21 protein-coding genes are annotated in these 22,279 nt (G+C 71.3%); 6 read left to right on the forward strand and 15 right to left on the reverse strand.

The genetic code is table 11. The features are described 5' to 3' along the window. Entirely contained in the window at positions 1–1,233 is a 1,233-nt protein-coding gene (gene hemW, locus N2041_RS07105; RefSeq protein WP_297677228.1) for a radical SAM family heme chaperone HemW, read from the forward strand. A gap of 7 nt (positions 1,234–1,240) precedes the next feature. Here hemW and secF read toward each other — a convergent pair whose 3' ends face one another. From secF to N2041_RS07125, 4 genes are read right to left on the reverse strand one after another with little or no spacing between them, the layout of a single operon-like run. Next, the gene (gene secF / locus N2041_RS07110) at positions 1,241–2,215 is read right to left on the reverse strand and encodes a protein translocase subunit SecF (protein ID WP_297677230.1); all 975 of its coding nucleotides are present in this window, start codon (positions 2,213–2,215) and stop codon (positions 1,241–1,243) included. 4 nt (positions 2,216–2,219) lie between these two features. Next, positions 2,220–3,623 carry a protein translocase subunit SecD gene (gene secD, locus N2041_RS07115; RefSeq protein ID WP_297677232.1) on the reverse strand — a complete coding sequence of 468 codons (1,404 nt, stop codon included), beginning with the start codon at positions 3,621–3,623 and terminating at the stop codon, positions 2,220–2,222. Next, positions 3,616–3,960, reverse strand: coding sequence for a preprotein translocase subunit YajC (yajC, locus tag N2041_RS07120; protein WP_297677234.1), 345 nt, complete (start codon positions 3,958–3,960; stop codon positions 3,616–3,618). Before yajC ends, secD begins: the two co-directional genes overlap by 8 nt. A 34-nt stretch (positions 3,961–3,994) precedes the next feature. Further along, entirely contained in the window at positions 3,995–4,876 is an 882-nt protein-coding gene (locus N2041_RS07125; protein WP_297677235.1) for an HD domain-containing protein, read from the reverse strand. A gap of 76 nt (positions 4,877–4,952) precedes the next feature. Here N2041_RS07125 and N2041_RS07130 point away from each other — a divergent pair, with 76 nt between their 5' ends. Continuing rightward, positions 4,953–6,170 (forward strand): MFS transporter, encoded by a 1,218-nt coding sequence (locus N2041_RS07130; RefSeq protein ID WP_297677237.1) that lies wholly within the window; start codon positions 4,953–4,955, stop codon positions 6,168–6,170. A 39-nt stretch (positions 6,171–6,209) separates the two neighbouring features. Here the strand turns inward: N2041_RS07130 and N2041_RS07135 are convergent, their stop codons facing one another. The 3 genes from N2041_RS07135 to N2041_RS07145 form a co-directional block, all read right to left on the reverse strand. Further along, positions 6,210–6,917, reverse strand: a complete 708-nt coding sequence (locus N2041_RS07135) for a hypothetical protein (RefSeq protein ID WP_297677239.1) — start codon at positions 6,915–6,917, stop codon at positions 6,210–6,212. 225 nt (positions 6,918–7,142) lie between these two features. After that, on the reverse strand, positions 7,143–8,342 hold the full coding sequence (locus N2041_RS07140; RefSeq protein WP_297677241.1) for a CoA transferase: 1,200 nt from the start codon (positions 8,340–8,342) through the stop codon (positions 7,143–7,145). 104 nt (positions 8,343–8,446) lie between these two features. Further along, positions 8,447–9,175 (reverse strand): sulfite exporter TauE/SafE family protein, encoded by a 729-nt coding sequence (locus tag N2041_RS07145; protein WP_297677243.1) that lies wholly within the window; start codon positions 9,173–9,175, stop codon positions 8,447–8,449. 69 nt (positions 9,176–9,244) lie between these two features. On the opposite strand from N2041_RS07145, the gene N2041_RS07150 reads away from it, so the two are divergent. After that, the gene (locus N2041_RS07150) at positions 9,245–9,940 is read left to right on the forward strand and encodes an MBL fold metallo-hydrolase (protein WP_297677245.1); all 696 of its coding nucleotides are present in this window, start codon (positions 9,245–9,247) and stop codon (positions 9,938–9,940) included. 4 nt (positions 9,941–9,944) lie between these two features. After that, positions 9,945–11,339, forward strand: a complete 1,395-nt coding sequence (locus tag N2041_RS07155; RefSeq protein WP_297677247.1) for an MBL fold metallo-hydrolase — start codon at positions 9,945–9,947, stop codon at positions 11,337–11,339. Positions 11,340–11,343: 4 nt separating this feature from the next. Here the strand turns inward: N2041_RS07155 and dcd are convergent, their stop codons facing one another. Genes dcd through N2041_RS07170 form a run of 3 tightly spaced genes read right to left on the reverse strand, consistent with a single transcriptional unit; the run spans position 11,344 to position 13,864 of the window. Beyond that, entirely contained in the window at positions 11,344–11,913 is a 570-nt protein-coding gene (dcd, locus tag N2041_RS07160; RefSeq protein WP_297677249.1) for a dCTP deaminase, read from the reverse strand. A 32-nt stretch (positions 11,914–11,945) separates the two neighbouring features. Beyond that, positions 11,946–12,938, reverse strand: coding sequence for a hypothetical protein (locus tag N2041_RS07165; protein ID WP_297677251.1), 993 nt, complete (start codon positions 12,936–12,938; stop codon positions 11,946–11,948). A 2-nt stretch (positions 12,939–12,940) separates the two neighbouring features. Continuing rightward, the gene (locus N2041_RS07170) at positions 12,941–13,864 is read right to left on the reverse strand and encodes an MIP/aquaporin family protein (RefSeq protein ID WP_297677253.1); all 924 of its coding nucleotides are present in this window, start codon (positions 13,862–13,864) and stop codon (positions 12,941–12,943) included. Between the two features lie 139 nt (positions 13,865–14,003). On the opposite strand from N2041_RS07170, the gene N2041_RS07175 reads away from it, so the two are divergent. Together N2041_RS07175 and N2041_RS07180 are read left to right on the forward strand one after the other, a co-directional pair. Beyond that, entirely contained in the window at positions 14,004–15,620 is a 1,617-nt protein-coding gene (locus tag N2041_RS07175) for a carboxyl transferase domain-containing protein (protein ID WP_297677255.1), read from the forward strand. A gap of 111 nt (positions 15,621–15,731) precedes the next feature. Beyond that, on the forward strand, positions 15,732–17,330 hold the full coding sequence (locus tag N2041_RS07180; RefSeq protein ID WP_297677257.1) for a hypothetical protein: 1,599 nt from the start codon (positions 15,732–15,734) through the stop codon (positions 17,328–17,330). A gap of 103 nt (positions 17,331–17,433) precedes the next feature. On the opposite strand, the gene N2041_RS07185 is transcribed toward N2041_RS07180, so the two are convergent. The 5 genes from N2041_RS07185 to N2041_RS07205 all read right to left on the reverse strand — a co-directional run bounded on the left by N2041_RS07185 (position 17,434) and on the right by N2041_RS07205 (position 22,219). Then, positions 17,434–19,317: a biotin carboxylase N-terminal domain-containing protein gene (locus N2041_RS07185; RefSeq protein ID WP_297677259.1), complete on the reverse strand. Its 1,884-nt coding sequence runs from the start codon at positions 19,315–19,317 to the stop codon at positions 17,434–17,436. 30 nt (positions 19,318–19,347) lie between these two features. Continuing rightward, on the reverse strand, positions 19,348–19,569 hold the full coding sequence (locus N2041_RS07190) for a hypothetical protein (RefSeq protein WP_297677261.1): 222 nt from the start codon (positions 19,567–19,569) through the stop codon (positions 19,348–19,350). After that, complete coding sequence (locus N2041_RS07195) at positions 19,566–20,600, reverse strand: alcohol dehydrogenase catalytic domain-containing protein (protein ID WP_297677263.1); 1,035 nt, start codon at positions 20,598–20,600, stop codon at positions 19,566–19,568. Before N2041_RS07195 ends, N2041_RS07190 begins: the two co-directional genes overlap by 4 nt. Positions 20,601–20,685: 85 nt before the next feature. Beyond that, the gene (leuB, locus tag N2041_RS07200) at positions 20,686–21,774 is read right to left on the reverse strand and encodes a 3-isopropylmalate dehydrogenase (RefSeq protein ID WP_297677265.1); all 1,089 of its coding nucleotides are present in this window, start codon (positions 21,772–21,774) and stop codon (positions 20,686–20,688) included. Positions 21,775–21,829: 55 nt separating this feature from the next. Next, positions 21,830–22,219, reverse strand: a complete 390-nt coding sequence (locus tag N2041_RS07205; RefSeq protein WP_297677267.1) for a cupin domain-containing protein — start codon at positions 22,217–22,219, stop codon at positions 21,830–21,832. Positions 22,220–22,279: the final 60 nt, after the last annotated feature.

The raw sequence follows: 22,279 nt of genomic DNA on the forward strand, positions 1-22,279 counted from the left end.
ATGGCCGAACCCCTCGCCGTCTACGTCCACATCCCCTTCTGCACCATCAAGTGCGGCTACTGCGACTTCAACGCCTACGCCGGCATGGATGCCCTCAAGGATGCCTACGCCCGCGCCCTGCTCCGCGAAGCTCAGGCCGCCCGCCCGCTCCTCGCCGGGCGCGCTATCGCCTCCGTTGGCTTCGGCGGCGGCACCCCCGGCGAATTCCCTGCGCAGCACCTCGCCGCCCTGCTCGAGCGGCTCCGCTCCATCGCTCCGTTCGAACCCGGCGCCGAAGTCACCCTCGAAGTCAACCCCGGGACCTCGTCGCCGCCGTACCTCCGCGCCCTCCGCGCCGCCGGCGTCACCCGCCTCTCCATCGGCGCCCAGTCGTTCCAGCCCGCCGAGCTCGCCTTCCTCGACCGCATCCACTCTCCTGAGGCGACCGCCGCCGCCGTCGCCGCCGCCCGCGCCGAGGAGTTCGAAAGCGTCAGCCTCGACCTCATCTACGGCCTGCCCGGTCAGCCGCTCGATGCGTGGCGCGAAAGCCTCCGCGCCGCCCTGCGCCTCGAGCCCGACCACCTCTCCTGCTACGCCCTCACGGTCGAAGAAGGGACCCCGCTCGCCGCCCGCATCGCCCGCGGCGAGATCGAACCGCCCGACCCGGACCTCGCCGCTGACATGTATGAGGCCGCCTCAGCGCTCCTCGAAGCGGCCGGCTTCCGCCAGTACGAACTCTCGAACTGGGCCTGCCCCGGGCACGAATCACGACATAATCGAACCTACTGGACCGACCGCGACTACCTCGCCCTCGGCGCCGGGGCCCACGGCTACCTCGCCGGCGAACGGTACGAGAACGTCGCCCACCCGCGCGCCTACATCGCCGCTGTCGAAGCCGCGCCGCCCGGCAATCCGCGCCCCGCGCTCGCCCGCGTCACGACGCCGCCGCCCCCGGCGCAGGTCGCCGACTGGCTCGCGCTCCGCCTCCGCCTGCTCGAAGGCTTCGAACCCGCTGACTTTGAACGCCGCTGGTTCGTCCCGCTCGACGCCGCCGCCGGTCCGGTCCTCCGCGAGCTTGCCGAAGCCGGCCTCCTCGAACTCGCGCCGCGCATCCGCCTCACCGCGCGCGGCCGGCTCCTCCACGGCGAAATCGCCGCCCGCCTCCTGGTCCAGCTCGAGGAAACCGCGCCCCGCTTGCCGGGTCTTGCCGCCAGCGCCGCGCCGGCCACCCTGTCGCGCACCGAGCCGACGTAACGCCCGCTCAGGCCGCTTCGGCTGCCGCCAGCTCCTGCTGCCCGCGGATCTTCCGCCAGAACCGCGCCAGGTCCCGGTTCTCCCAGGCCACCAGCACCTGCGACGCCACGCCGATGCTCGAGTACGTCCCGGCCACGATGCCGACGAGCAGCACCAGCAGGAAGTTCCGGATCGTCTCGCCGCCGATGAGCAGCATCGCCACGATCGTCAGCACCACCACGAGCGACGTGTTGATCGACCGCGCCAGCGTCTCCGTCAGGCTCGCGTTCACCGCCTCCTCGAACGGCACGTACGGGTCGTGCGTCACCATCTCGCGGATGCGGTCGAACACGACGATCGTGTCGTGCACCGAGAAGCCGATGACCGTCAGGATCGCCGTGATGAAGGCCGTGTCCACTTCCACCCCGCGGAACTCGCCGAGGATGGCGAATAGCCCCATCACGATCACCGCATCGTGCACGAGCGCGATGACCGCGCACGCGCCGTACCGCCACGGCTTCGGCAGCTGCCGGAACGCCAGCCAGATGTAGATCAGGATCGCCGCAGCCGCCGCGATGACGGCGAGCGTCGCGTACCGCGCAATCTCCGCCGAGACCGCGCCCGACACCGTCGCGAAGTCCTTCCGCTGCAGCGCGCCGAACCGCTCCTGCAGCCCCCGCTCGATGTCGTCGATCTCGCCCGGCGGCACCGGCCCCGCGCCCGCCGTCAGGCTCGGCGCGTTCTCCAGCTCGCTCGTCCGAACGATGTACGTGTTCTCGCCCGAGGCCTGCACCCGCGCCTCCGGGTGCCCAAGCTCCCGCATCGCCTGCCGCAGCTCCGCCTGCGAAACCGGCCGGTCGAGGAACTGGATCGTGAACGTCGACCCCGACGTGAACTCGATCCCCGGCTTCAGACCCCAGATCGCCAGCGCCGCCAGCGCCGCGACGAAGAACACGCCCGAGAACCCGAGGTACCACCACCGCTTGCCAGCGAAGTCCAGCATCGGCCTACTCCCCTGCCGCCTCGGCCATCCGCCGCCGCGGCCGCTCCTGCGCCGGCCGCTCCGACGCGTTGAACAGGAACGCGCTCTTCGCCATCGGCGTCCCGAGGATCATCTTCAGGAACGTGCGCGTCACCGTGATCGCCGAGAACATGCTCACGAGCACGCCGATCGCCAGTGTCAGCGCGAACCCCTTCACCAGCGCCGCCCCGAACTGGTCGCCGAACCAGTACAGGATGACGCACGTGATCAGCGTCGACACGTTCGAGTCGCGGATCGACAGCCACGCGCGCCGGAAGCCGATATCGATCGCCGCGTTCAGCGTTCGCCCGCGCCGCAGCTCTTCTTTCAATCGCTCGAAGATGAGCACGTTCGCATCGACCGCCATGCCGACCGAGAGCACGAACGCCGCGATGCCCGAAAGCGTCAGCGTCACCGGCACCAGCTTGAAGATCATCAGGACGACGGACGTGTAGACGACCAGCGCCGCCGAGGCGAGCACGCCCGGGAGCCGGTAGTACAGGATCATGAAGATCATCACGGCCGCCATCCCGACGAGGCCCGCCTTCACCGACGCCAGCACCGAATCCTCGCCCAGCGTCGCGCTCACTTCGCTCGCCTGCACCGTCCGCAGCGGGATCGGCAGAGCGCCCGAGTTCAGCTGCTTCGAAAGCGTGCTCGCCGCGCTGAACGTCGGCTGCCCCGTGATCTGGCCCGCGTCCCGGATGACCGCCTGCACCTCCGCCTCGCTCAACACCTGTCCGTCCAGCATCACCACCAGCAGCCGCCGCGGGTCGCCCGAGGGGTACTGCAGCGCCCGCGTCGTGATCTGCTCCATCAGCTGCGCGCCGACGCCCGTCGTCTCGAAGTTCACCGCGAACGTCGTGCCCAGCCGCGACGGATACGTGTTGTTCTTCAGGTAGGCGCCCGTCATCTGCAGCGTCTGCCCGTTCACCACGCCCGTCGCCGGTACGAGGTTGTACTGGTCGTCATAGACCATGAACTCGAGCGCCGCCGTCTTGCCGATGAGGTCCTGCGCTTCCGTCAGCGAAATGCCCGGCACCTGCACACTCAGCCGGTTGCCGCTCGCCCGCGTGATTTCGGCCTCGCTCACGCCGAACGCGTTCACCCGTCGCTCGACCACCTGCTTCGCGCTCTCCAGCGCCTGGTCGAGGTCGCCCTGGTAGTCCGGCGGCGGGTCGGCTTCCAGCACGAGGTACGCGCCGCCGCGCAGGTCGAGCCCCAGCCGCATCGTCTCCCGCTCCCAGTCGCCGATCTTGATGCCCCGGCCAGCAGGCCAGAAGTCGCCCGGCAGGTAGCGCGAGGGCGTGCTCGGCCAAACGACGATGACGCTGAACGTCGTCAGCGCCACCACGAACAGGAAGAGGAGAACCGTCGAAGTACTACGCACCCGAGTGTGTCACCTCGCCCTTCGGCCCCTCGGCCGCGGGCTGCGATTCGTTCGTCTCCAGCGTGCTCAGCCGCCGCGCAATCGCGTCCGTCACCGCCCGCACCCGGATGCCCGGCGCAATCTCGAGGATGATCTCCGTCGGGCCCGCCGCCGGCACCACCACGTCCTTCACCTCGCCGATGAGCCCGCCCGTCGTGATGACTTCATCCCCGATCTTCAGCTGCTGGACCGCCTTCCGCTGCTCCTTCTTCTCCTTCAGCACCGGCTGCAGCAGGATGAAGTAGAAGGCAGCAACCGCCAGCCCGGTGTAGAAAATCACGCTCCACATTGCGGCCATGGTGGAAACTCCTCCCGGGCACCCCCGGCCCTCGCTAGTCGGTCGCTCCGGGGCGCCCCAGCACGTCCCGCGCCAGTGCGAGAGCCTCCTCCCGCGTCCGGACGTGCCCCTCGAGCTGGGCGTGGCGAACCGATGTTAGGACAGCCCCAAGCAAGCGTCCACCGGAAAGGCCGAGCTCGGTAATGAGGTCATCACCCGTCACGAGCGGCGCCGGCCCGTCGTCCTCCGACGCCGCCCACGCCCGCGCCAGCACGTAGTTCACGAACCCGCAATGCCGCCGGAAGTGCTCCCGTGTATAGCGCGGCCCCTGCGTCGCCCAGCCGTCGGCGAGGTTCACCACCATCAGCGCCAGCACCTCCCCGTCGAGGTCCCGCACGAACCGCCGCACCGCCCGGTCCGTCGCCGGCCAGTTCCGCACCAGCTCCTGCGGCCGCAGGTGGTAGCGGATGAGCTTCGTGACGAGCCCTGCCGCCTCCTCGCCCAGCCCCAGCCCCGTCAGCCGCTCCGCCATCAGGTCGGCCCCCGCCGGCCCGTGCCGCGGAAACCGCAGCCGCCCCTCGACCACCGTCGCCGTCGCCGGCTTCGCGACATCGTGCAGCAGCGCGCCCAGCCGCACCAGCGCCGCGATCGGTTCTCCGCCCACTTCCCGCCCCAGCCAGCGGTCGAAATCCACCCAGCCGATCGCCTCCCGGAACGCCCGGCCAGCGGCGCCGTCCGCGAACACCGCGTCGACCGCGTCCACCGCCGCCAGGCTGTGCCCGAGCACGTCGTACGCGTGCAGCTCGGGCTGCGCGAAGCCCCGTCCCGCCTCCAGTTCCGGGAGCGCCGCCGTCAGCCGCCCCGCGGCATCCAGCGCCCGCAGCTGCGCGCCCGCGTCGTCCGCCAGCAGCGCCTCCCGCAGCCCGGGCCAGTCCATGCCCCCAAGCCTACGCCACCGGCGCGCCGCCCGCCGTCGGCTCGCCCGCCCGGCGCGCCGCCCCTACCATGCTCACGTGAACGGAAACGTCAGCCCGGCGCCCTTCCGCATCCGCTCTCTCACCGTCTCCGTCTACCTGCCCACCTTCCTCTTCGCCGTCGGGCAGGGCGCCGTCATTCCCGTCATGCCGCTCTACGCCATCGAAATCGGCGCCTCGCCCGCCTTCGCCGGCTTCCTCGTTGCCCTCCGCGGCATCGGCACCATGGCCTTCGATATCCCCGCCGGCATCATGGTCTCCCGCATCGGCGAACGCTGGACGATGCTCATCGCCACCGCCGTCCTCTTCCTCGTCGCGATCGGCATCGCGCTCGCGCCCCATCCGCTCGTCCTCGCCCCGCTCGTCTTCGTCATGGGCTGCACCTGGGCGATCTGGATGCTCGCCCGCCTCTCCTACGCGACCGATGTCTCGCCGCTCGACCAGCGCGGCCGCGTCCTCTCCCTCATCGGCGGCTCGAACCGCATCGGCAACTTCGCCGGGCCGTTCCTCGGCGCCGCGCTCGCCGCCGTCATCGGCACCGACGCCGCGTTCTACCTCCAGGCGCTCCTCGCCCTCGCCGCCGCGCTGCTCATCTTCGCCGTCGTCCGCGAAACGGGCGCCGAAACCGCGCCTGCCCATGCCTCCCACCCCGTCCTCGGCGTCCTCCGCGACCACGCCGGCATTTTCGCGACCGCCGGTCTCGCCTCCCTCGCCATCCAGGTTCTCCGCTCCAGCCGCCAGGCCGTCATCCCGCTCTGGGGCGACCGCATCGGTCTCGACGCCGCCCAGGTCTCGGTCATCTTCGGCCTCTCCTCGGCGCTCGATATGACGCTCTTCTACCCCGTCGGCATCGTCATGGACCGCTGGGGCCGGAAGTTCGCCGGCGTCCCCTGCCTCCTCTTCATGGCCCTCGGCATGCTCCTCGTGCCGCTCTCCGGCTCCTACCTCACGCTCCTCCTCGCCAGCCTCCTCGTTTCGTTCGGCAACGGCCTCGGCAGCGGCATCAACATGACCCTCGGCTCCGATTTCTCGCCTGCGGCCGGCCGCGGCGAATTCCTCGGCGCCTGGCGCCTCGTCACCGACCTCGGCACCGCCGGCGGGCCCCTCCTCGTCAGCGCCATCATCGGCCTCGGCTCGCTCGCCGCTGCGTCGGTCGTCACCGGCGGCATCGGGCTCGCCGGCGCGGCCGTCCTCGCTTTCCTCGTGCCCGAACCGCTCCGCCGCCACCGCGCCGCCGCCCCGGCGCCGGGCGCCTAAATACTCCGGATTGGGTAGCCGGAGAATCAGCTAAGCCTTTCAAAACCCTTCTGGGTCAAAGTCGTCCGTCTCGTCCTCCACCGAAAGGTCATCAGGCAGCTCAATGTCTATCTCAAACGTTTCATCGTCTGTGTATTCATCGTCAAATCGGGCTGACCAGTAAGTTCTGTGGGGAGATTTTGGAAGACTGTTGAACATATAATTCGGGCCGACCATGCAGTCGCTTATATCATCATGGAATTCGCGAAGAGTTCTGTAAGTAGTCTCTATAAAACTGTCATCGAAGTCATCGTCTGATAACTCTGGCGAATAGTCGCCATCATTCTCCTCGAAGAACTCGGGGTCTTCTTCCACCTGCGAACGGTCAAGATACAGCCAGTTCAACGAATCGTAGATTTGGCTTTGGTCGATTTTATAGTCGATAAATGGCGTCGGGTTTTTAGGAAGAGAATCGATCAAATTTGAATGATTATCTGGGAATAAACCTTCTCTAGTTGCTTCCGGGAAACCGGTCACCTTGAAGATCAACCATATTTCCGTAGACGTCACTTTTGAGCATGACGAGCATTGAACCTCTTCGGCCGAGGAAGAGACGAAGAATAGTGTTCGTTCGTCAGTTGGAATATGTTCCTGAATTAGGCCGAAGCAGTAGATGCTGCCACAAAATCCAAGTCTTATTCGCACATCTCTTTGGTTTTGGGCCCTGATCAATGACAAGGGCTGAGCCACCGTCACCCATTCGGTCATAGACTTGCAGACTGAACACCGTTTCTTCATGCGCGTTTTCACAGTGTAAAGACAATATCGATCGCCGGTGAAAATGAGAAAAAGATAGCTGAGGCATTGTCGCGAGCAGGTTGGAGCGAACAGTCTGATCATCTGAATTGTTTAAGCGAATGCATATGCCGGTTAGAATCTCGGTCTCTTTAACGAGCGGGGGGCCGGGAAAGATTCTAGCCAACGGGGCGAATTCTACAGGATCGCCCCCGCCTCCTTCAGCTCGGCAATCCGCTCCCAGTCGAACCCCAGCTCCAGCAGCACCTCCTCCGTGTGCTGGCCGAGCTCCGGTGCCCAGCCCCGTGGTTCCGCCGGCGTGCCGAAGAAGTCCGCTGGCGTGTTCACCTGCTCCACCGGCCCATCCGGCGATTCCAGCTCCACGAACGCCCCCGCAGCCCGCACGACCGGGTCCTGCACCACCTCGGCCACGCTCAGGATCGGCGCCCACCAGACGTCGTTCGCGTCGAAAATCGGCCCCCACTCCGCCAGCGTCTTCGTCGCGAGGATGCGGTCCAGCACCTCCACGAGCGCCGGCGCGTTGTCCCGCCGCCCCGGGATGTCGGCGAACCGCGGGTCTTCCGCCAGCTCCGGCGGGTGCCCCAGCGCCCGCAGCAGGTCCGGCCAGTGCCGGTCGCCCTGCAGCAGCAGCAGGTAGAACCACCGCCCCTCCGCATCCCGGTACGGGTTGATGAGCGGGTTCGGCGCGTGCCGCCGGTCGTGCGGGGGCGTCGGCGGCAGCTTCGCCCGCAGCTGCGTGTTCGTGTCCCACCCCATCATGTACACGCCGATCCGCGTCAGCGAGACGCTCACCCGCTGCCCCTTCCCCGTCCGCGTCCGCGCGAACAGCGCCGCCGCCACCGCGCCGGCCGCGTTCGCGCCCGTCATGTGGTCGCCCATGCCGCCCCGCTGCAGCGGCGGCTCCGCGCCCGCCGGCGTCAGCCCGGCCACCACGCCCGCGCGCGACCAGAACGCCCCAACGTCGTAGGCCGCACGGTTCGCCTCCGGCGAATCCGGCCCGTAGCCCGTGACCTGGCAGTAGATGAGCCCCGGGTTGCGCGCCGCCAGCCGCTCGTAGTCCATCCCCAGCCGCGCCAGCGCCCGCGGCCGCATGTTCGTCACGAACACATCCGCCCGGTCGATGAGCGCCTCCGCGATGGCGCGCCCTTCCGCCGTTTCGAGGTTGACCGCGACGCTCCGCTTCCCCCGGTTGTCCAGTTCGAACGGCGGGTTCATCACCGCCCCGAACGCCGCGCCCAGCCCCCGGAACGGGTCGCCCTCCGGCGGTTCGAGCTTCACGACGTCCGCCCCCCAGTCCGCCAGGATCGCCGCGCACGACGGTCCCGCCACCCAGACCCCCATCTCCACGACCCGGATGCCTTCCAGCGGACCTGCCATCGCGCGCTCCCTCCCTGCGCAGTTTCGCGGGGCGCATCATACCAGCCGGCACCCTTCGCGCCCCGGCCGCCGGCCTCGCCCGCGCCGTTCCGTTCGAAAGGCCGCTAGAGCAGCGCGTTCGCCAGCGCCGAGCACGCGCTCGCCAGCAAGATGGCGAAGACCAGCAGCCGGAACCGCCGCTCGTCGAACCGCCGGAAGAGCCGGTTCCCCGCCAGCCGGCCGACCTGGCTCGCCGGGAACGCCGCCGCCGCCAGCGCGGCCGCCCGCCCCGTCAGCGCCCCGGAGGCGAGCAGCATCGCCACCGCCCCGCCGGAGGTCGCGAGGAAGTACACCGTCGTCGTCCCCCGGAACGCCAGCGGCCCGAGCCGCCGCCCCTGCAGATAGAGCACCACCGGCGGCCCCGACATGCTCGTCGACGTATTCAGAATCCCGCTCGCGAACCCCGTCCCGAAATCCCACCCCGGGCCCCGGCCCCGCAGCTGCCAGCCCCGTGCCAGCACCCCCGTGAACGCCAGCACGCACACGGCGATGCCCGCCTGCAGCGCCCGCGGCTCCGCCGCCAGCAGCACTGCCAGCCCGAGCGGCATCCCCGCGTAGCACCCCGCGATCATCCGCGCCGTCATCCCCCGCTCGGCCGCCCGCCCCACCGACCGCAGCTGCGTCAGGTTCACCGCCGTCCCGAGCAGGTTCGCCAGCGCCACCGTCTCCTTCGGTCCCACCACCATCGCGAGGAACGGCACGATGAAGAGCGAAAATCCGAACCCCGAAAGCGCCTGGATGAGCGACGCCACCGCTGCCAGCGCCATCACGATGCCCACCGTCGCCGGGTCCATCGCCCCCTTATCGCACGCCCGGCCCCTTCGGCCAACGCGCAGCGCGCCCCGCCGCGCTACCCTACGCGCATGGAAGTTGCCAACGAACTCATGGTCCGCGGCATCGTCGTCGGCGTGTTCCAGGAGAACTGCTGGGTCATCGGGAACCGCCGCACCGGCGAAGCCATCTGCATCGACCCCGGCGACGAGCCCGAGGAGATCCTCGCACTCGCCCGCGACATGGGCGTCACCATCAAGTACATCGCCAATTCCCACGCCCACGTCGACCACGTCATGGGCGTTGCCGGCGTCCACGCCGCCACCGGCGCCAAATTCCTCCTCCACCAGGCCGACCTCGACCTCCTCCGCCACGGCTGGAAGTCCATCGCCGCCCGTTTCGGCATCCCCATCGAAAAAGGCCCGCCCGACCCCGACGCCTTCGTCGCCCACGGCGACATCGTCGAGGTCGCCGGCCTCCGCCTCCACACCATCGCCACCCCCGGCCACACCCCCGGCTCCGTCTCCTACTACGCCGAAGAAGGCATGCTCTTCAGCGGCGACACCCTCTTCCGCGGCTCCATCGGCCGCACCGACCTCCCCGGCGGCAACTTCGAACAGGAGATGCGCTCCATCTGCGAGCGCCTCCTCGTCCTGCCCGAGGACACCATCGTCCTCCCCGGCCACATGCAGGAAACCACCATCGCCTTCGAAAAGCAGCACAACCCCTTCGTCCTCGAATGGCTCCGCCGCGGCCAGGACCCGGCCGCCAGCTGGCTCCGGCAGTAGCCCCGTGCCCTCCGCCTCCATCGCCTTCCACGGCGGCGCCGGCACCGTCACCGGCTCCCGCTTCCTCGTCACCGCCGGAAGGGATGCCGTCCTCGTCGATTGCGGCCTCTTCCAGGGCCTGAAAGAACTCCGCCTCCAGAACTGGCAGGGCCCCGGCTTCGACCCCCAGGCGCCCCGCGCCATCGTCCTCACCCATGCCCACATCGACCACACCGGCTACCTGCCCCGCCTCGTCCGCCTCGGCTACCGCGGCCCCGTCTACGCCACACCGGCCACCGCCGAGATGACCCGCATCCTCCTCCTCGACGCCGCCGAAATCCAGGAAGAGGACGCTGCCTTCGCCAACCGGAAAGGCTTCAGCAAGCACCACCCCGCCCTCCCCCTCTACACCGTCAAGGACGCCTTCCGCGCCCTCGAATACCTCCGCACCCGGCCCTACGGCGAACGCTTCGACGCCGGCACCTTCCGCGTCACCTTCCGCAACGCCGGCCACATCCTTGGCTCCTCCTTCGTCCAGCTCGAGGTCCCCCTCGCCGACGACCGCGCCCACCGCATCATCTTCAGCGGCGACCTCGGCCGCTACCGCCAGCCCCTCCACACCGACCCCGTCCCCCTGCCCGCCTGCGACACCCTCGTCCTCGAATCCACCTACGGCGACCGCGCCCACAGCCACGACCCGATCGTCAGCCAGCTCCGCGACGAGCTCCTCCCCACCCTCGAACGCGGCGGCACCGTCCTCATCCCGGCCTTCGCCGTCGCCCGCGCCCAGCTCGTCACCCACCACCTCCGCGTCGCCATCGAAACCGGGCGCTTCCCCGATGTCCCCATCCACATCGACTCCCCGATGGCGAACGACGTCACCAGCCTCTACTCGCGCTACCTCGAAAGCGAATACCTCGACCGCGATATCCCCCACACAGCGCCCGGCGCCCTCTTCCCCCGCAACGTCCGCTTCCACCGGACCATCGAGGACTCGAAGAAGCTCAACAACCTCCCCGGGCCGCGCATCATCATCGCCGCCAGCGGCATGCTCACCGGCGGCCGCGTCCTCCACCATCTCCAGCGCCTCGCCCCCGACCCGCGCAACCTCATCTGCCTCGTCGGCTACCAGGCCGCCGGCACCCGCGGCCGCGCCCTGCTCGAAGGCGCACCCACCGTCCGCGTCTTCGGCATCGACGTCGAAGTCCGCGCCCGCGTCACCTGCCTCCACGGCCTCTCCGCCCACGCCGACCGCGACGAACTCCTCCGCTGGGTCGAATCCGCACCCGCGCCGCCGAAGCGCATCTTCCTCGTCCACGGCGAACCGCCCGCCGCCGAGGCCCTCGCCGAAGCGCTCCGCGCCCGGGTTCCCTCCGAGATTCGCATCCCCGCCCTCGGCGAGGCCTTCCCGCTCGAGTGAGGGCCTACCGCTCCCGGAAATTCAGGTAGTACTTGCTCGGCGTCGGCCCTTCCTGCCCCTGGTACTTGCTCCCCGCCTCCTTCGAGCCGTACGGGTGCTCCGCCGGCTCCGTCAGCCGCAGGAACGAAATCTGCGACACCTTCATCCCCGGGTAGAGCGCGATCGGCAGGTTCGCCACGTTCGAAAGCTCCAGCGTCAGCGCCCCGTTCCAGCCCGGGTCCACGTACCCCGCCGTCGAATGCACCAGCAGCCCCAGCCGCCCCAGCGACGACTTCCCCTCCAGCCGCCCCACGATGAAGTCCGGCAGCCGCACCCGCTCCAGCGTCACCGCCAGCGCGAACTCGCCGGGGTGGAGGATGAACGGCTGCTCCGCCGTCGCCTCCACCAGCTCCGTCAGGTCCGGGTACTCCTGCTTCACATCGATGAACGGCACTCGCGAGTTCCGGAACACCCGGAACAGGTGCCCCAGCCGCAGGTCCACGCTCGCCGGCTGAATCGCATCCGCGCCCAGCGGGTCGATTTCGATGTTCCCCGCCTCCAGTTCGCGCCGAATCGTTCGATCGCTCAGGACCATCGCCCTGCACCCCGGCTGGATTTCGCCCCAGTCTAGGCCCCAGCCGCCTTCCGTTCCTCCTCGCCGCCGCCCCGGCCCTCACCCGCGCGGTCCTGCCACCACGTCTCGCCCTCCAGCGCGCTCGCCAGCAGCATGCCCTCGCGCACCCCTTCCGGCAGCACCGTGCACCGCTCCAGCCCGTAGTGCCGCAGCACCGCCGCCAGGATCAGCACCCCGGGCGCGAGCAGCGCCACGCGCCGCGGGTCCTGCTTCCGCCGCCGCCCCAGCTTCTCCGCCGGCTTCCGCAGCAGTTCGCCGCTCAGCCGCTCCATCTCCCCCATCGTCAGCGCCGCCGGCTTCCGGTTCCGCGTCTTTCGCTCGAGCCGCACGAGGTGGTGCGCTGTCCCGCCGGTTGCCCACGCTTTCGCCGGCCGGCCCGGCGGCGCCGCCGCCAGCGCCATCCCCGCCGCCGCCGCGCCGAGCGCCCACGTCAGCGGCCCCGGCGGGTCGCCCGGCATCGCCGCCCGCAGCGCTGCCGCCCCCGCCCCCAGCGACGCCGCGGCCCACACCTCCCGCCCCGACGTCAGCGACAGTTCCGTCGAAGCCCCGCCCGAATCGACCACCAGCTGCTCCCCCCGTTCGTCCAGCCGCGCCCGCACCCCGAGGACGCCGAGCTGCGCCTCCCGCACGCCGGAGAGCAGCCGGATCGGTTCGCCCACCCGCTGCGCCAGCTCGGCCAGCACCTCCCCGCCGTTCGCCGCCCGCCGGCTCGCCTCCGTCGCCCCGATGACGAGGTGACCCGCCTCCCGCCGCGCCTTCGCCGCGAACCGCGTGACCACCGCCTCCAGGCCGCGCAGGTCGCGCGGGTCGATCCGCCCGTACCGCGCCACCTCCAGCCCGAGTTCGAGCAGCACCGAATGCGACTCCAGCGTCTCCACCGCCGGCCCGCCGCCCGGCCCCGGCACCAGCCGCCCGATGACCAGGTGCACCGTGTCCGAGCCGATGTCGATGACCGCCCGCCGCTCCTGCCGCCCGCCGCCGGCCATCGCTACCGCGCCCCGCCCCGCGGCGGCGGCGGGTCATCCGGCGCATCCGGGATGCGGTACGTCACCGGGCCCGGGTGCCACAGCCAGCCCAGCCCGCCCTGCGCCGCCTTCCGTCCGTAGAACCCGCCGCCCGGCCCGCGCAGCACCCACGCCGCCCCGACCGCCAGCAGCGCGCCGCCCAGCGGCCCGACGAGGTACACCCACCAGTCCCGCCACTCCCAGAACACCAGCGCCGGCCCCAGCGACCGGGCCGGGTTCATCGAAACCCCGCTCATCGGCCACCCGATGAGGCCCGCCAGCGCGATGTAGCCGCCGACCCCGCCCGCTCCCAGTGGCCCCACGTTCTGCGCTCCCGAGGCCGTCCCGAGGATCACCGTCACCAGCCCGAACGTCAGCACCACCTCCCACCACATCGCCCGCAGCGCGCTCACCCCCTCGCCCGGCAGCGTCAGCCCGGCCGTCCCCTGCTCCCCGACCAGCGCCACCAGCGCCCCCGCCGCTGCCGCCGCGCCCACCGCCTGCGCCACGAGATAGAGCGGCACCCGCCGCCACGGGAAATCGGACCGCAGCGCGAACGCCAGCGTCACCACCGGGTTCAGGTGCGCGCCCGAGACCGACCCCATCGAGAGGATGATTGCCGCCACCATCAGCCCCGGCACCGTCACCTGCGTCGCCGGGCTCACCACGTTTCCGCCGAACCGCGCGTCCACCATCGTCGCGCCCGCCGCCACGAACACGAGGAAGAACGTCCCCAGCACCTCCGCGAACAGCCGCCGCCACTCGTGCGCGTCGTCCATGAACGCGAACCGCTCCGCGAGGAATCCGGTCGGGTAGCCCAGCGCCCGCGCGACCGCGTCGCCCGCATTCGCCACCCGCTCCGCCCGCTGCCGGACATCGTTCGCCCGCGCCTCATCCGTCGTCGTCATCGCTCGAGGCTCCTTCTCCCGTCGGATGGCCCCGCAACCTAGCACCGCCTCCCCCGGCGATCAACACTCCGGCGGGCCCCCGCCCTGACTCCCCCCGCGGCCCGCGGTAAGCTGCCGCCATCACTCGCCGGAGCCCGCGATGGACCCCTTCGCCCACCAGCTCCCCCGTCTCGAATCCCGCATCGACCCCGCGTCCGAGGCCTTCCGCGCGAGCGCCGCCCACAACCGTGCCCTCGCCGCAGACCTCCGCGCCCGCCTGGACCGCGTCGCCTCCGCGGCCGAACCCGCGGCCGTCGAACGCCACCGCGCCCGCGGCAAACTCCTCGCCCGCGAACGCATCCAGCTCCTCATCGACCCCGCGACGGCCTTCCTCGAGTTCAGCCCCCTCGCCGCCGACGGCGTCTACGACGACGATGTCCCCTCCGCCGGCATCGTCACCGGTATCGGCCTCGTCGCCGGCCGCCCCTGTGTCGTCATCGCCAACGACGCCACCGTGAAAGGCGGCACCTACTACCCCCTCACCGTGAAGAAGCACCTCCGCGCGCAGGAGATCGCCGAAGAAAACCGCCTCCCCTGCGTCTACCTCGTCGATTCCGGCGGCGCCTTCCTCCCCCTCCAGCACGACGTCTTCCCCGATAAGCACCACTTCGGCCGCATCTTCTACAACCAGGCCCGGATGAGCGCCCTCGGTATCCCCCAGATCGCTGCCGTCATGGGCTCCTGCACGGCCGGCGGCGCTTACGTGCCGGCCATGAGCGACGAAACCGTCATCGTCCGCGGCACCGGCACCATCTTCCTCGGCGGCCCGCCCCTCGTCCGCGCGGCCACCGGCGAAATCACCACCCCCGAAGAGCTCGGCGGCGCCGATGTCCACACCCGCATCTCCGGCGTCGCCGACCACCTGGCCGAAGACGACCACCACGCCCTCCGCATCGTCCGCGATATCGTCGCCACCCTCCCGCCGCCACCGCCGCCGCCCTGGCCCGTCGCCGAGCCCGAGCCCCCCGCCTACCCTGCCGACGACCTCCTCGGCATCCTCCCCGCCGACCTCCGCCACGCCTTCGACGTCCGCGAAGTGATCGCCCGCATCGTCGATGGCTCCCGCTTCCACGAGTTCAAGGGCCGCTACGGCACCACGCTCGTCTGCGGCTTCGCGCGCATCGAAGGCCACCCCGTCGGCATCGTCGCCAACAACGGCATCCTCTTCTCCGAAGCCGCCCTCAAAGGCGCCCACTTCATCGAACTCTGCGCCGCCCGCGGCGTCCCCCTCGTCTTCCTCCAGAACATCACCGGCTTCATGGTCGGCCGACAGTACGAGAACGCGGGCATCGCCAAAGACGGCGCCAAGATGGTCACCGCCGTCGCCTGCGCCGATGTCCCGAAGTTCACCGTCATCATCGGCGGCAGCTTCGGCGCCGGGAACTACGCCATGTGCGGCCGCGCCTACGGCCCCCGCCAGCTCTGGATGTGGCCCTCCGCCCGCATCTCCGTCATGGGCGGCGAACAGGCCGCCTCCGTCCTCCTCCAGGTCCGCCTCGACCGCGGCGAAACCCTCTCTCCCGAGGAGCAGGAAGCGTTCAAAGCGCCGACCATCGCCCGCTACGAGGCCGAAGGCTCCCCCTACTTCTCCACCGCCCGCCTCTGGGACGACGGCGTCATCGACCCCCGCGAGACGCGCCGCGTCCTCGCCATGGGCCTCCAGGCCGCCGCCTGCGCGCCGCTCCAGCACACCCGCTTCGGCACCTTCCGCATGTAGCCGCTCCCGTCAGCCGAATCATCCAGTGAGACGCGCGCGAACCGGCGGGAACATTTCGTCACCCGCCGTCGTTCCCTGCATCGAAGGGGGAACGTCCCCGCAGGAGGAACCATGCCTTCGAACCCGCCCATCCGCCTCTCCGGCCCGCTCGGCTGGGCCATCGCCGGCGTCGCCGCCGCCGCGGTCTTCGCCGCCGGCGCCCTCACCGCCCGCGCCTTCGTCGACGGCGATAGCGCCGACGCCCCGCCCGCTGCCGGCGATTCGCCCGGCATCTCCGCCCCGTTCCCGACGCGCACGCCCTTCGGGCGCCCGTCCATCCCCGCCGCAGCCGGCCCCACCGGCATGGGCGGCGCCGGCGGCGAAGATGCTGCCTCCTCCAAACTCGGCTACGGCATGCCCTACCAGTGCCAGGCGCCGCTCCCCGCTTCCGCGCTCGGCGTCTCCGCCGTCGACCTCGAAGCCGCCGGCATCCAGCCCCGCATCCCGCGCGACGGTTTCGAACTCATCGCTGTCAGCCTCGCCGCCGTCGCCGACTGCGACGACCAGGGGCAGCCGGCCGGCACTCCCCGGCCCATGCTCTCCACCTCCTGGCGCCATACCGCGACCGGCCTCGAGGCCTACCTCTCCCAGGTCGTCTCGTCCGAGCCCCTCGCGCCCGTCCTCCGCTCCGACGGCGCGGTCTTCGCCGCCCTCGGCTACCACTTCTCCATCTACGTCAACAGCTACCCCGTCCGCCCCTACGACACGACGAAGCCGTACCCCTCCGGCCCCGACCCCCGCGCGCCGGAGGTCCTCCGCGAGCTGATCAGCAAGGTCGCGCCCGGCTTCGACCAGCAGTGCTTCTGGACCGTCACCGATGCCGATTGGTCGGCCCTCGCCGCTTTCGGTGTCGGCGACCCCCGCCCCGCCGTTCCCTCTGGCCTCGCCCTCACCGAAGTCCACATCACCGCCTTCCGCGAACCCGCCGCCGGCTGCGACACGTCCGTCAAGCCGACCGAAGGCTTCGGCCTCTACGCCTACTGGAACTCCGACCAGGGCGACAGCCTCGGCGTCTCCGTGACCGGCCTGCCCGCCGGTGCCGACACGTCCTTCCCCGGCTACATCGACCAGTACAGCGCGAGCTGGGCTGCCAGGGGGCTCCAGTTCTCCGTCTGGTACGGCGGCAAGGACGGCACCGGCAGCCCCGATGTCATCCGCGCCGTCGCGAAGGCCCTCGACCCGTCCTTCAGCGACGCCTGTTTCGTCCGTCAGCGCACCCTCACCGAGGCCGACATCCAGCGGCTCGGCTTCCGCGCCCCGGCGCCGCCGCCTGGCTACACCATCGACCGCGCGGCCAGCTTCGCGATGGACATCGACCCCGGCTGCCAGCGGCCGCAAGGCTTCGTCGCCAGCTACAGCCTCTCCTGGACGCTCGTCAAGGGCGCCGACGTCATCGACGTCGCCATCTACGCCAGCCCCGGTGCTTCCTCCTCCGGCGAGTTCTTCGGCTGGATCAGCGACTACGGCATCGGCTGGGTCACCCCGAACGGCACCAGCTACAACATCAACGCCTACTCGAAGGGCATCAACCCCACGGTCTCCCGCGACGACCTCATCGCCGTCGCGAAGAGCCTCGACCCCGCCCTCGACATCGACAAGCTCGAAAAGCAGGCCGGCGGCGGCGCCGTCCCGCCCCGCCCCGCGCCCGACGCCCCCGATAAGGGGAACTGACCCCCAATCTCGCGGGCCATGCTCGAAGGGGGAGCCGCGGCGCGCGGCTCCCCCGCTCATTTCGCCCCGGCCTCCGCCGAAGTCCGCGCCGGCGGCAGACGCCTCAGCCAGCCCGGGCTTCCATCCGCACCAGCACCTCCCCCGCGGCCACCGCCGCGCCCGGTGCGGCGCACACCTCCGCCACCACGCCCGCCGCATCGGCCCGCACCGGGTGCTCCATCTTCATCGCGTGCACCACGCAGAGCACGTCCCCCGGCGCCACCGCCTGCCCTGCGCTCACCAGCACCGCCGCGACGGTGCCCGCCAGCGGCGCGACCGCTTCCGCGCCCCGTCCGCCGCCTGCGTCCGCGACTCGCCGTGCCGGAGCCGGCGGCAGCGCCAGCCGGAAGGTCCACCGGTGCCCGTTCCCGTCCTCCACCACCAGCCTCCCTGCCTCCGCCCGCGCGTGCAGCGGCGCCCCCGGCTCGTCGAACGAGCAGGCGTCCGCCGTCGTCCAGCCGTCATCCAGCCACAGCGCAGCGCGTCCCGCCCCGACCCACCCCGGCCCCGCGAACGCCCCCGCCCCCTGCGCGAGCTGCCGCGCCGCCGCAGCCGCGGCCGCCCACGCAGCCGCAGGCGCCCCCGCCCGCGCGTGCAGCGCCGGCAGCCGCGCTTCGAGCCAGCCCGTATGCACATCGCCGCGGACGAACTCCGGGTCGTCCGCGAGCGCCTGCGCCAGCGGCGCCGTCGTCCGCGGCGTCTCGATGAGCCCCGGCGGGACGCCCCGGAGCAGCGCTACCGCCTCCTCGCGCGTCTGCCCGTGCACCACCACCTTCGCCAGCAGCGAATCGTAGAAGCCCGGCACCCGGTCGCCGTCGCCGTACCCCGCATCGACCCGCCAGCCTGCGCTCTGCGCCCCCGGCCACCACCGCACCTCGCCGCCGGTCGGCCGGAACTCCGCCGCCGGGTCCTCCGCATTCACCCGGAATTCGATGGCGTGCCCCGCGAAGCGCACCTCCTCCTGCGCGAACGGCAGCCGTTCGCCCGCCGCGACCCGCACCTGCAGCTCGACGAGGTCGAGCCCCGTCACCGCCTCCGTCACCGGGTGCTCCACCTGCAGCCGCGGGTTCACCTCGAGGAAGTACCACGGCCGCTTCCCGCCGGCGTCTGCCTCCCCCACGAGGAACTCGACCGTCCCCGCGTTCACATACCCCGCTGCCCGCGCCAGCCGCACCGCCGCCCCCGTCAGCTCCGCCCGCAGCGCCGCGTCCGCCGCCGGGCTCGGCGCCTCTTCCACCAGCTTCTGCCGCCGCCGCTGGAGCGAACACTCCCGCTCGCCGAGGTGCACCGTCGCGCCGTGGGCATCCGCCAGCACCTGCACCTCGAGGTGCCGCGGCCGCTCCACGAGCCGCTCCAGCAGCAGCCCGCCGTCCCCAAAGGCCGCCTCGGCCTCCCGGCGCGCCGCCGGGATGAGCGCGCGCAGCTCCTCGAACGACCCTGCCGCCCGCATCCCCCGGCCGCCGCCCCCGGCCCGCGCCTTCACCAGCAGCGGGAACCCGACCTCCGCCGCCGCGGCCAGCAGCCGTTCGTCATCGTCCGGGCCGTCGTACCCCGGCACCACCGGGATGCCCAGCCCCTGCGCGAACTGCCGCGCCCGCGCCTTGTCGCCGAGCAGCTCCATCGCCCCCGGCGGCGGCCCGATGAACACCAGCCCCGCCGCCGCACACGCCCGCGCGAACGCCGCCGACTCCGCGAGGAACCCGTAGCCCGGGTGCACCGCCGCGCAGCCGTGCGCCCGCGCTGCCGCGATCAGCTGCTCCCCGTCGAGGTAGCTCTCCGCCGCGCTCGAACCCCGCAGCAGCGCGACCGCGTCCGCCTCCCGCGCCGCCAGCGACAGCCGGTCGGCCGGCGACGCCGCGAGCACCGCCCGCACCCCCAGCCGCCGCAGCGTGCGGATGATGCGCACCGCAATTTCGCCCCGGTTCGCCACGAGCACCGCCGCGAACATCGCCGCGCATTCAACCACAGCCCGGCCGGCCTACGCGAACCGCCCGTCCACCAGCCGCACCACCTCGCCCCGCCGCGCCCCGCACCAGCGGCACGAGCCGTCCATCTCCGGGTCCGGGTGCCGGACTTCGACCTCCACGACCCCGGCGAGGTCGCCCAGCTCCTCCGCGGCCCACGCCGCCAGCTCCCACGCCACGAACTCTCGCGGCGGCCGGCACACGAACACCAGCCGCCGCGGCGCCGCTTCGCTCACGGCCGGAGCGCGATCTTCAGCACGCCGCCCTCCCGCTTCCGGAAGAGGTCGTAGCCCGCAGGCGTCTCGCTCAGCTTCAGCGAATGCGTCAGCAGCGGCCGCAGGTCCACTTTCCCGCCCTGTACCAGCGCCATCAGCCGTTCCATCCGCGCCGTCCCCACCGGGCAGAGCGTCGTCACCAACCTCCGGTGCAGGAACGATCCGCCCGTCGGCAGCCGGAGCTCGCTGTACCCGCCGTAGACGCCGACCGAGCTGACCGTGCCCCCGTTCCGCACCACCGCGCACGCGTTCTGGAACGTCACCTCGTGGCCGAGCGCTTCCACCGCCACGTCCACCCCGCGGTTCCCCGTCAGCCGCATGATCTCGGCGACCGCGTTCGCCGGGTCCACCACCACGTCGGCGCCGAACCGCTTCGCCATCGCCGCCCGCTCCGGGATGCCCTCGACCGCGATGATCAGACCCGCGCCGTACGTCCGCGCCCCTGCCGTCGCGCACAGCCCGACCGGCCCCTGCGCGAAGATGGCCACCGTATCGCCCGGCTTCAGCTCCGCCCGCTCGATGGCCGCGAAGCCCGTCGACATGATGTCCGTCACGAACAGCACCTGCTCGTCCTCGAGGCTGTCCGGCACCTTCGCCATCGAGGTCTGCGCCCCGTTCACGAGGAAGAACTCGCCCTGCGCCCCGAAGAGCAGGTTCGCCGGCGCGCCGAACGTCTCGCACACCTGGTGGTCGCCCTCCATGCACCGCCGGCAGGTGCCGCAGCAGAGCAGGCAGCTCACCACCACCCGGTCGCCCGGCCGGAAGGCCGTCACCCCCGCGCCCACCGCCTCCACGGTGCCGACCGCCTCGTGCCCCATCGGCACGCCGGGCGGCACCGGCAGGTCGTCCACCACGTGGATGTCGCTCCCGCAAATCGTCGAAAGCCGCGTGCGGATGAGCGCCTGCCCCGGCCCCGGCGCATCCGGGTACGGGATCTGCGCCATCGCCACCTGCCCCTCGCCCGTCTTCACGCACGTGTTCGAAACCGGCATCGTCAGCTCCTCCTTCTCCGCGGGCCGCTCCCGGCCCGGCGACCAATCCTAGCGGGTCAGCGAAAACGTCTGGTCGAAAGCGCCGCTACACCCGCTCCGCGACGGCGCTCCCCATCGTCCGGGTATCCACCACCTTCGCCCCCGGCCCGGCGATGTCTGGCGTCCGCAGCCCCTCCCGGATGACGGCATCGACGGCCTCCTCCACGGCCCGCGCCTCCGCCTCCAGCCCCAGCGAGAGCCGCAGCATCATCGCCGCGCTCAGGATCATCGCCAGCGGGTTCGCCTTCCCCTGCCCCGCGATGTCCGGCGCGCTCCCGTGGATCGGCTCGTACAGCCCGATGCCCGTCCCATCCTTCCGCCGCCGCCCGAGGCTCGCCGAGGGCATCATCCCCATCGAACCCGCCAGCATCGCCGCCTCGTCCGTCAGGATGTCGCCGAACATGTTCTCCGTCACGATGACGTCGAAGCTCGCCGGCCGCCGCACGAGGTACATCGCGCACGCATCCACGAGGATGTGCTCCAGCTCCACGTCCGGGTACTGCTTCCCCACCTCCGTCGCCACCTCCCGCCACAGCTGCCCCGTCCGCAGCACGTTCGCCTTGTCGACGCTCGTCACCTTCTTCCGCCGCTGCCGCGCCAGCTGGAAGGCAACGTGGCACACCCGCGCAACCTCCCGCTCGCTGTACCGCAGCGTATCCACCGCCTGCCGCCCGTCCGCGTTCTCCCACCGCCGCTTCGGCTTGCCGAAGTACAGCCCGCCGGTCAGCTCGCGGATGACGACCATGTCGACGCCCTGCAGCACCTCCGGCTTGAGCGTGCTCTCCCCGATCATCTCCGGCGCGATTTTCACCGGCCGCAGGTTCGCGAACAGCCCCAGCTGCTTCCGCATCCCGAGGATCGCATCCTCCGGCCGCACCGCAGCCCGCGGGTCGTCCCACTTCGGTCCGCCGACGGCCCCGAACAGCACCGCATGCGACGCCTTCGCCTGCGCCACCGTCTCCGGCCGCAGCGCGACGCCGTACCGGTCGATCGCCGCCCCGCCGATCGTCTCCTCCTCGTAGACGAACTCGTGCCCGAACCGCCGTTCGATGCGGCCCAGCACCTTCAGCGCCTCTTCCATCACCTCCGGGCCGATCCCGTCGCCCGGCGTCACCAGGATGCGAAACGTAGCCATGGCCCCGTATTCTCCCGGCCCGGGGCCTCACCGTCGATCGGCCGCGCCGGCCGCGTCAGTCCTCCACGTCCGCCTCGGCGCCGCGCGGCAGCCGCAGGTCCGGCGGTTCCGCCGCGCCCGTCACTGGCACCTGGTCGTCGGCCCCCAGCGGCGGGATCGAGATGTTCGCCACCACGGCCTCCCCGTCCAGCGGGCTCGCCCGGTGCACGCTCCCCGGCCACACCGCCAGCACGTCGTACGGCTTCAGCACCGTCTCCACCCCGTCCACCTCGACCACGACGCTGCCTTCCAGCGCGACGTACATCTGCATCGACCGCCGGTGCACGTGCGAGCCGACGGCGTCGCCCTCGCCGCTCATCCGGATGACCCGGACGCTCGCAGCCGGGCATTCGAAATCGGTCAGCAGGTGGTACAGCCCTACCGGGACGGGACGGGTCGCGGTCATCATCCGCCTCCTTGTCGGTCTTCCACTCCAGTGTGCGCCGAAACCGGCCCCGCGTCGCGG

It is taken from the genome of Tepidiforma sp., from assembly GCF_026419595.1.
In the GTDB taxonomy this organism is placed as follows: domain Bacteria; phylum Chloroflexota; class Dehalococcoidia; order Tepidiformales; family Tepidiformaceae; genus Tepidiforma.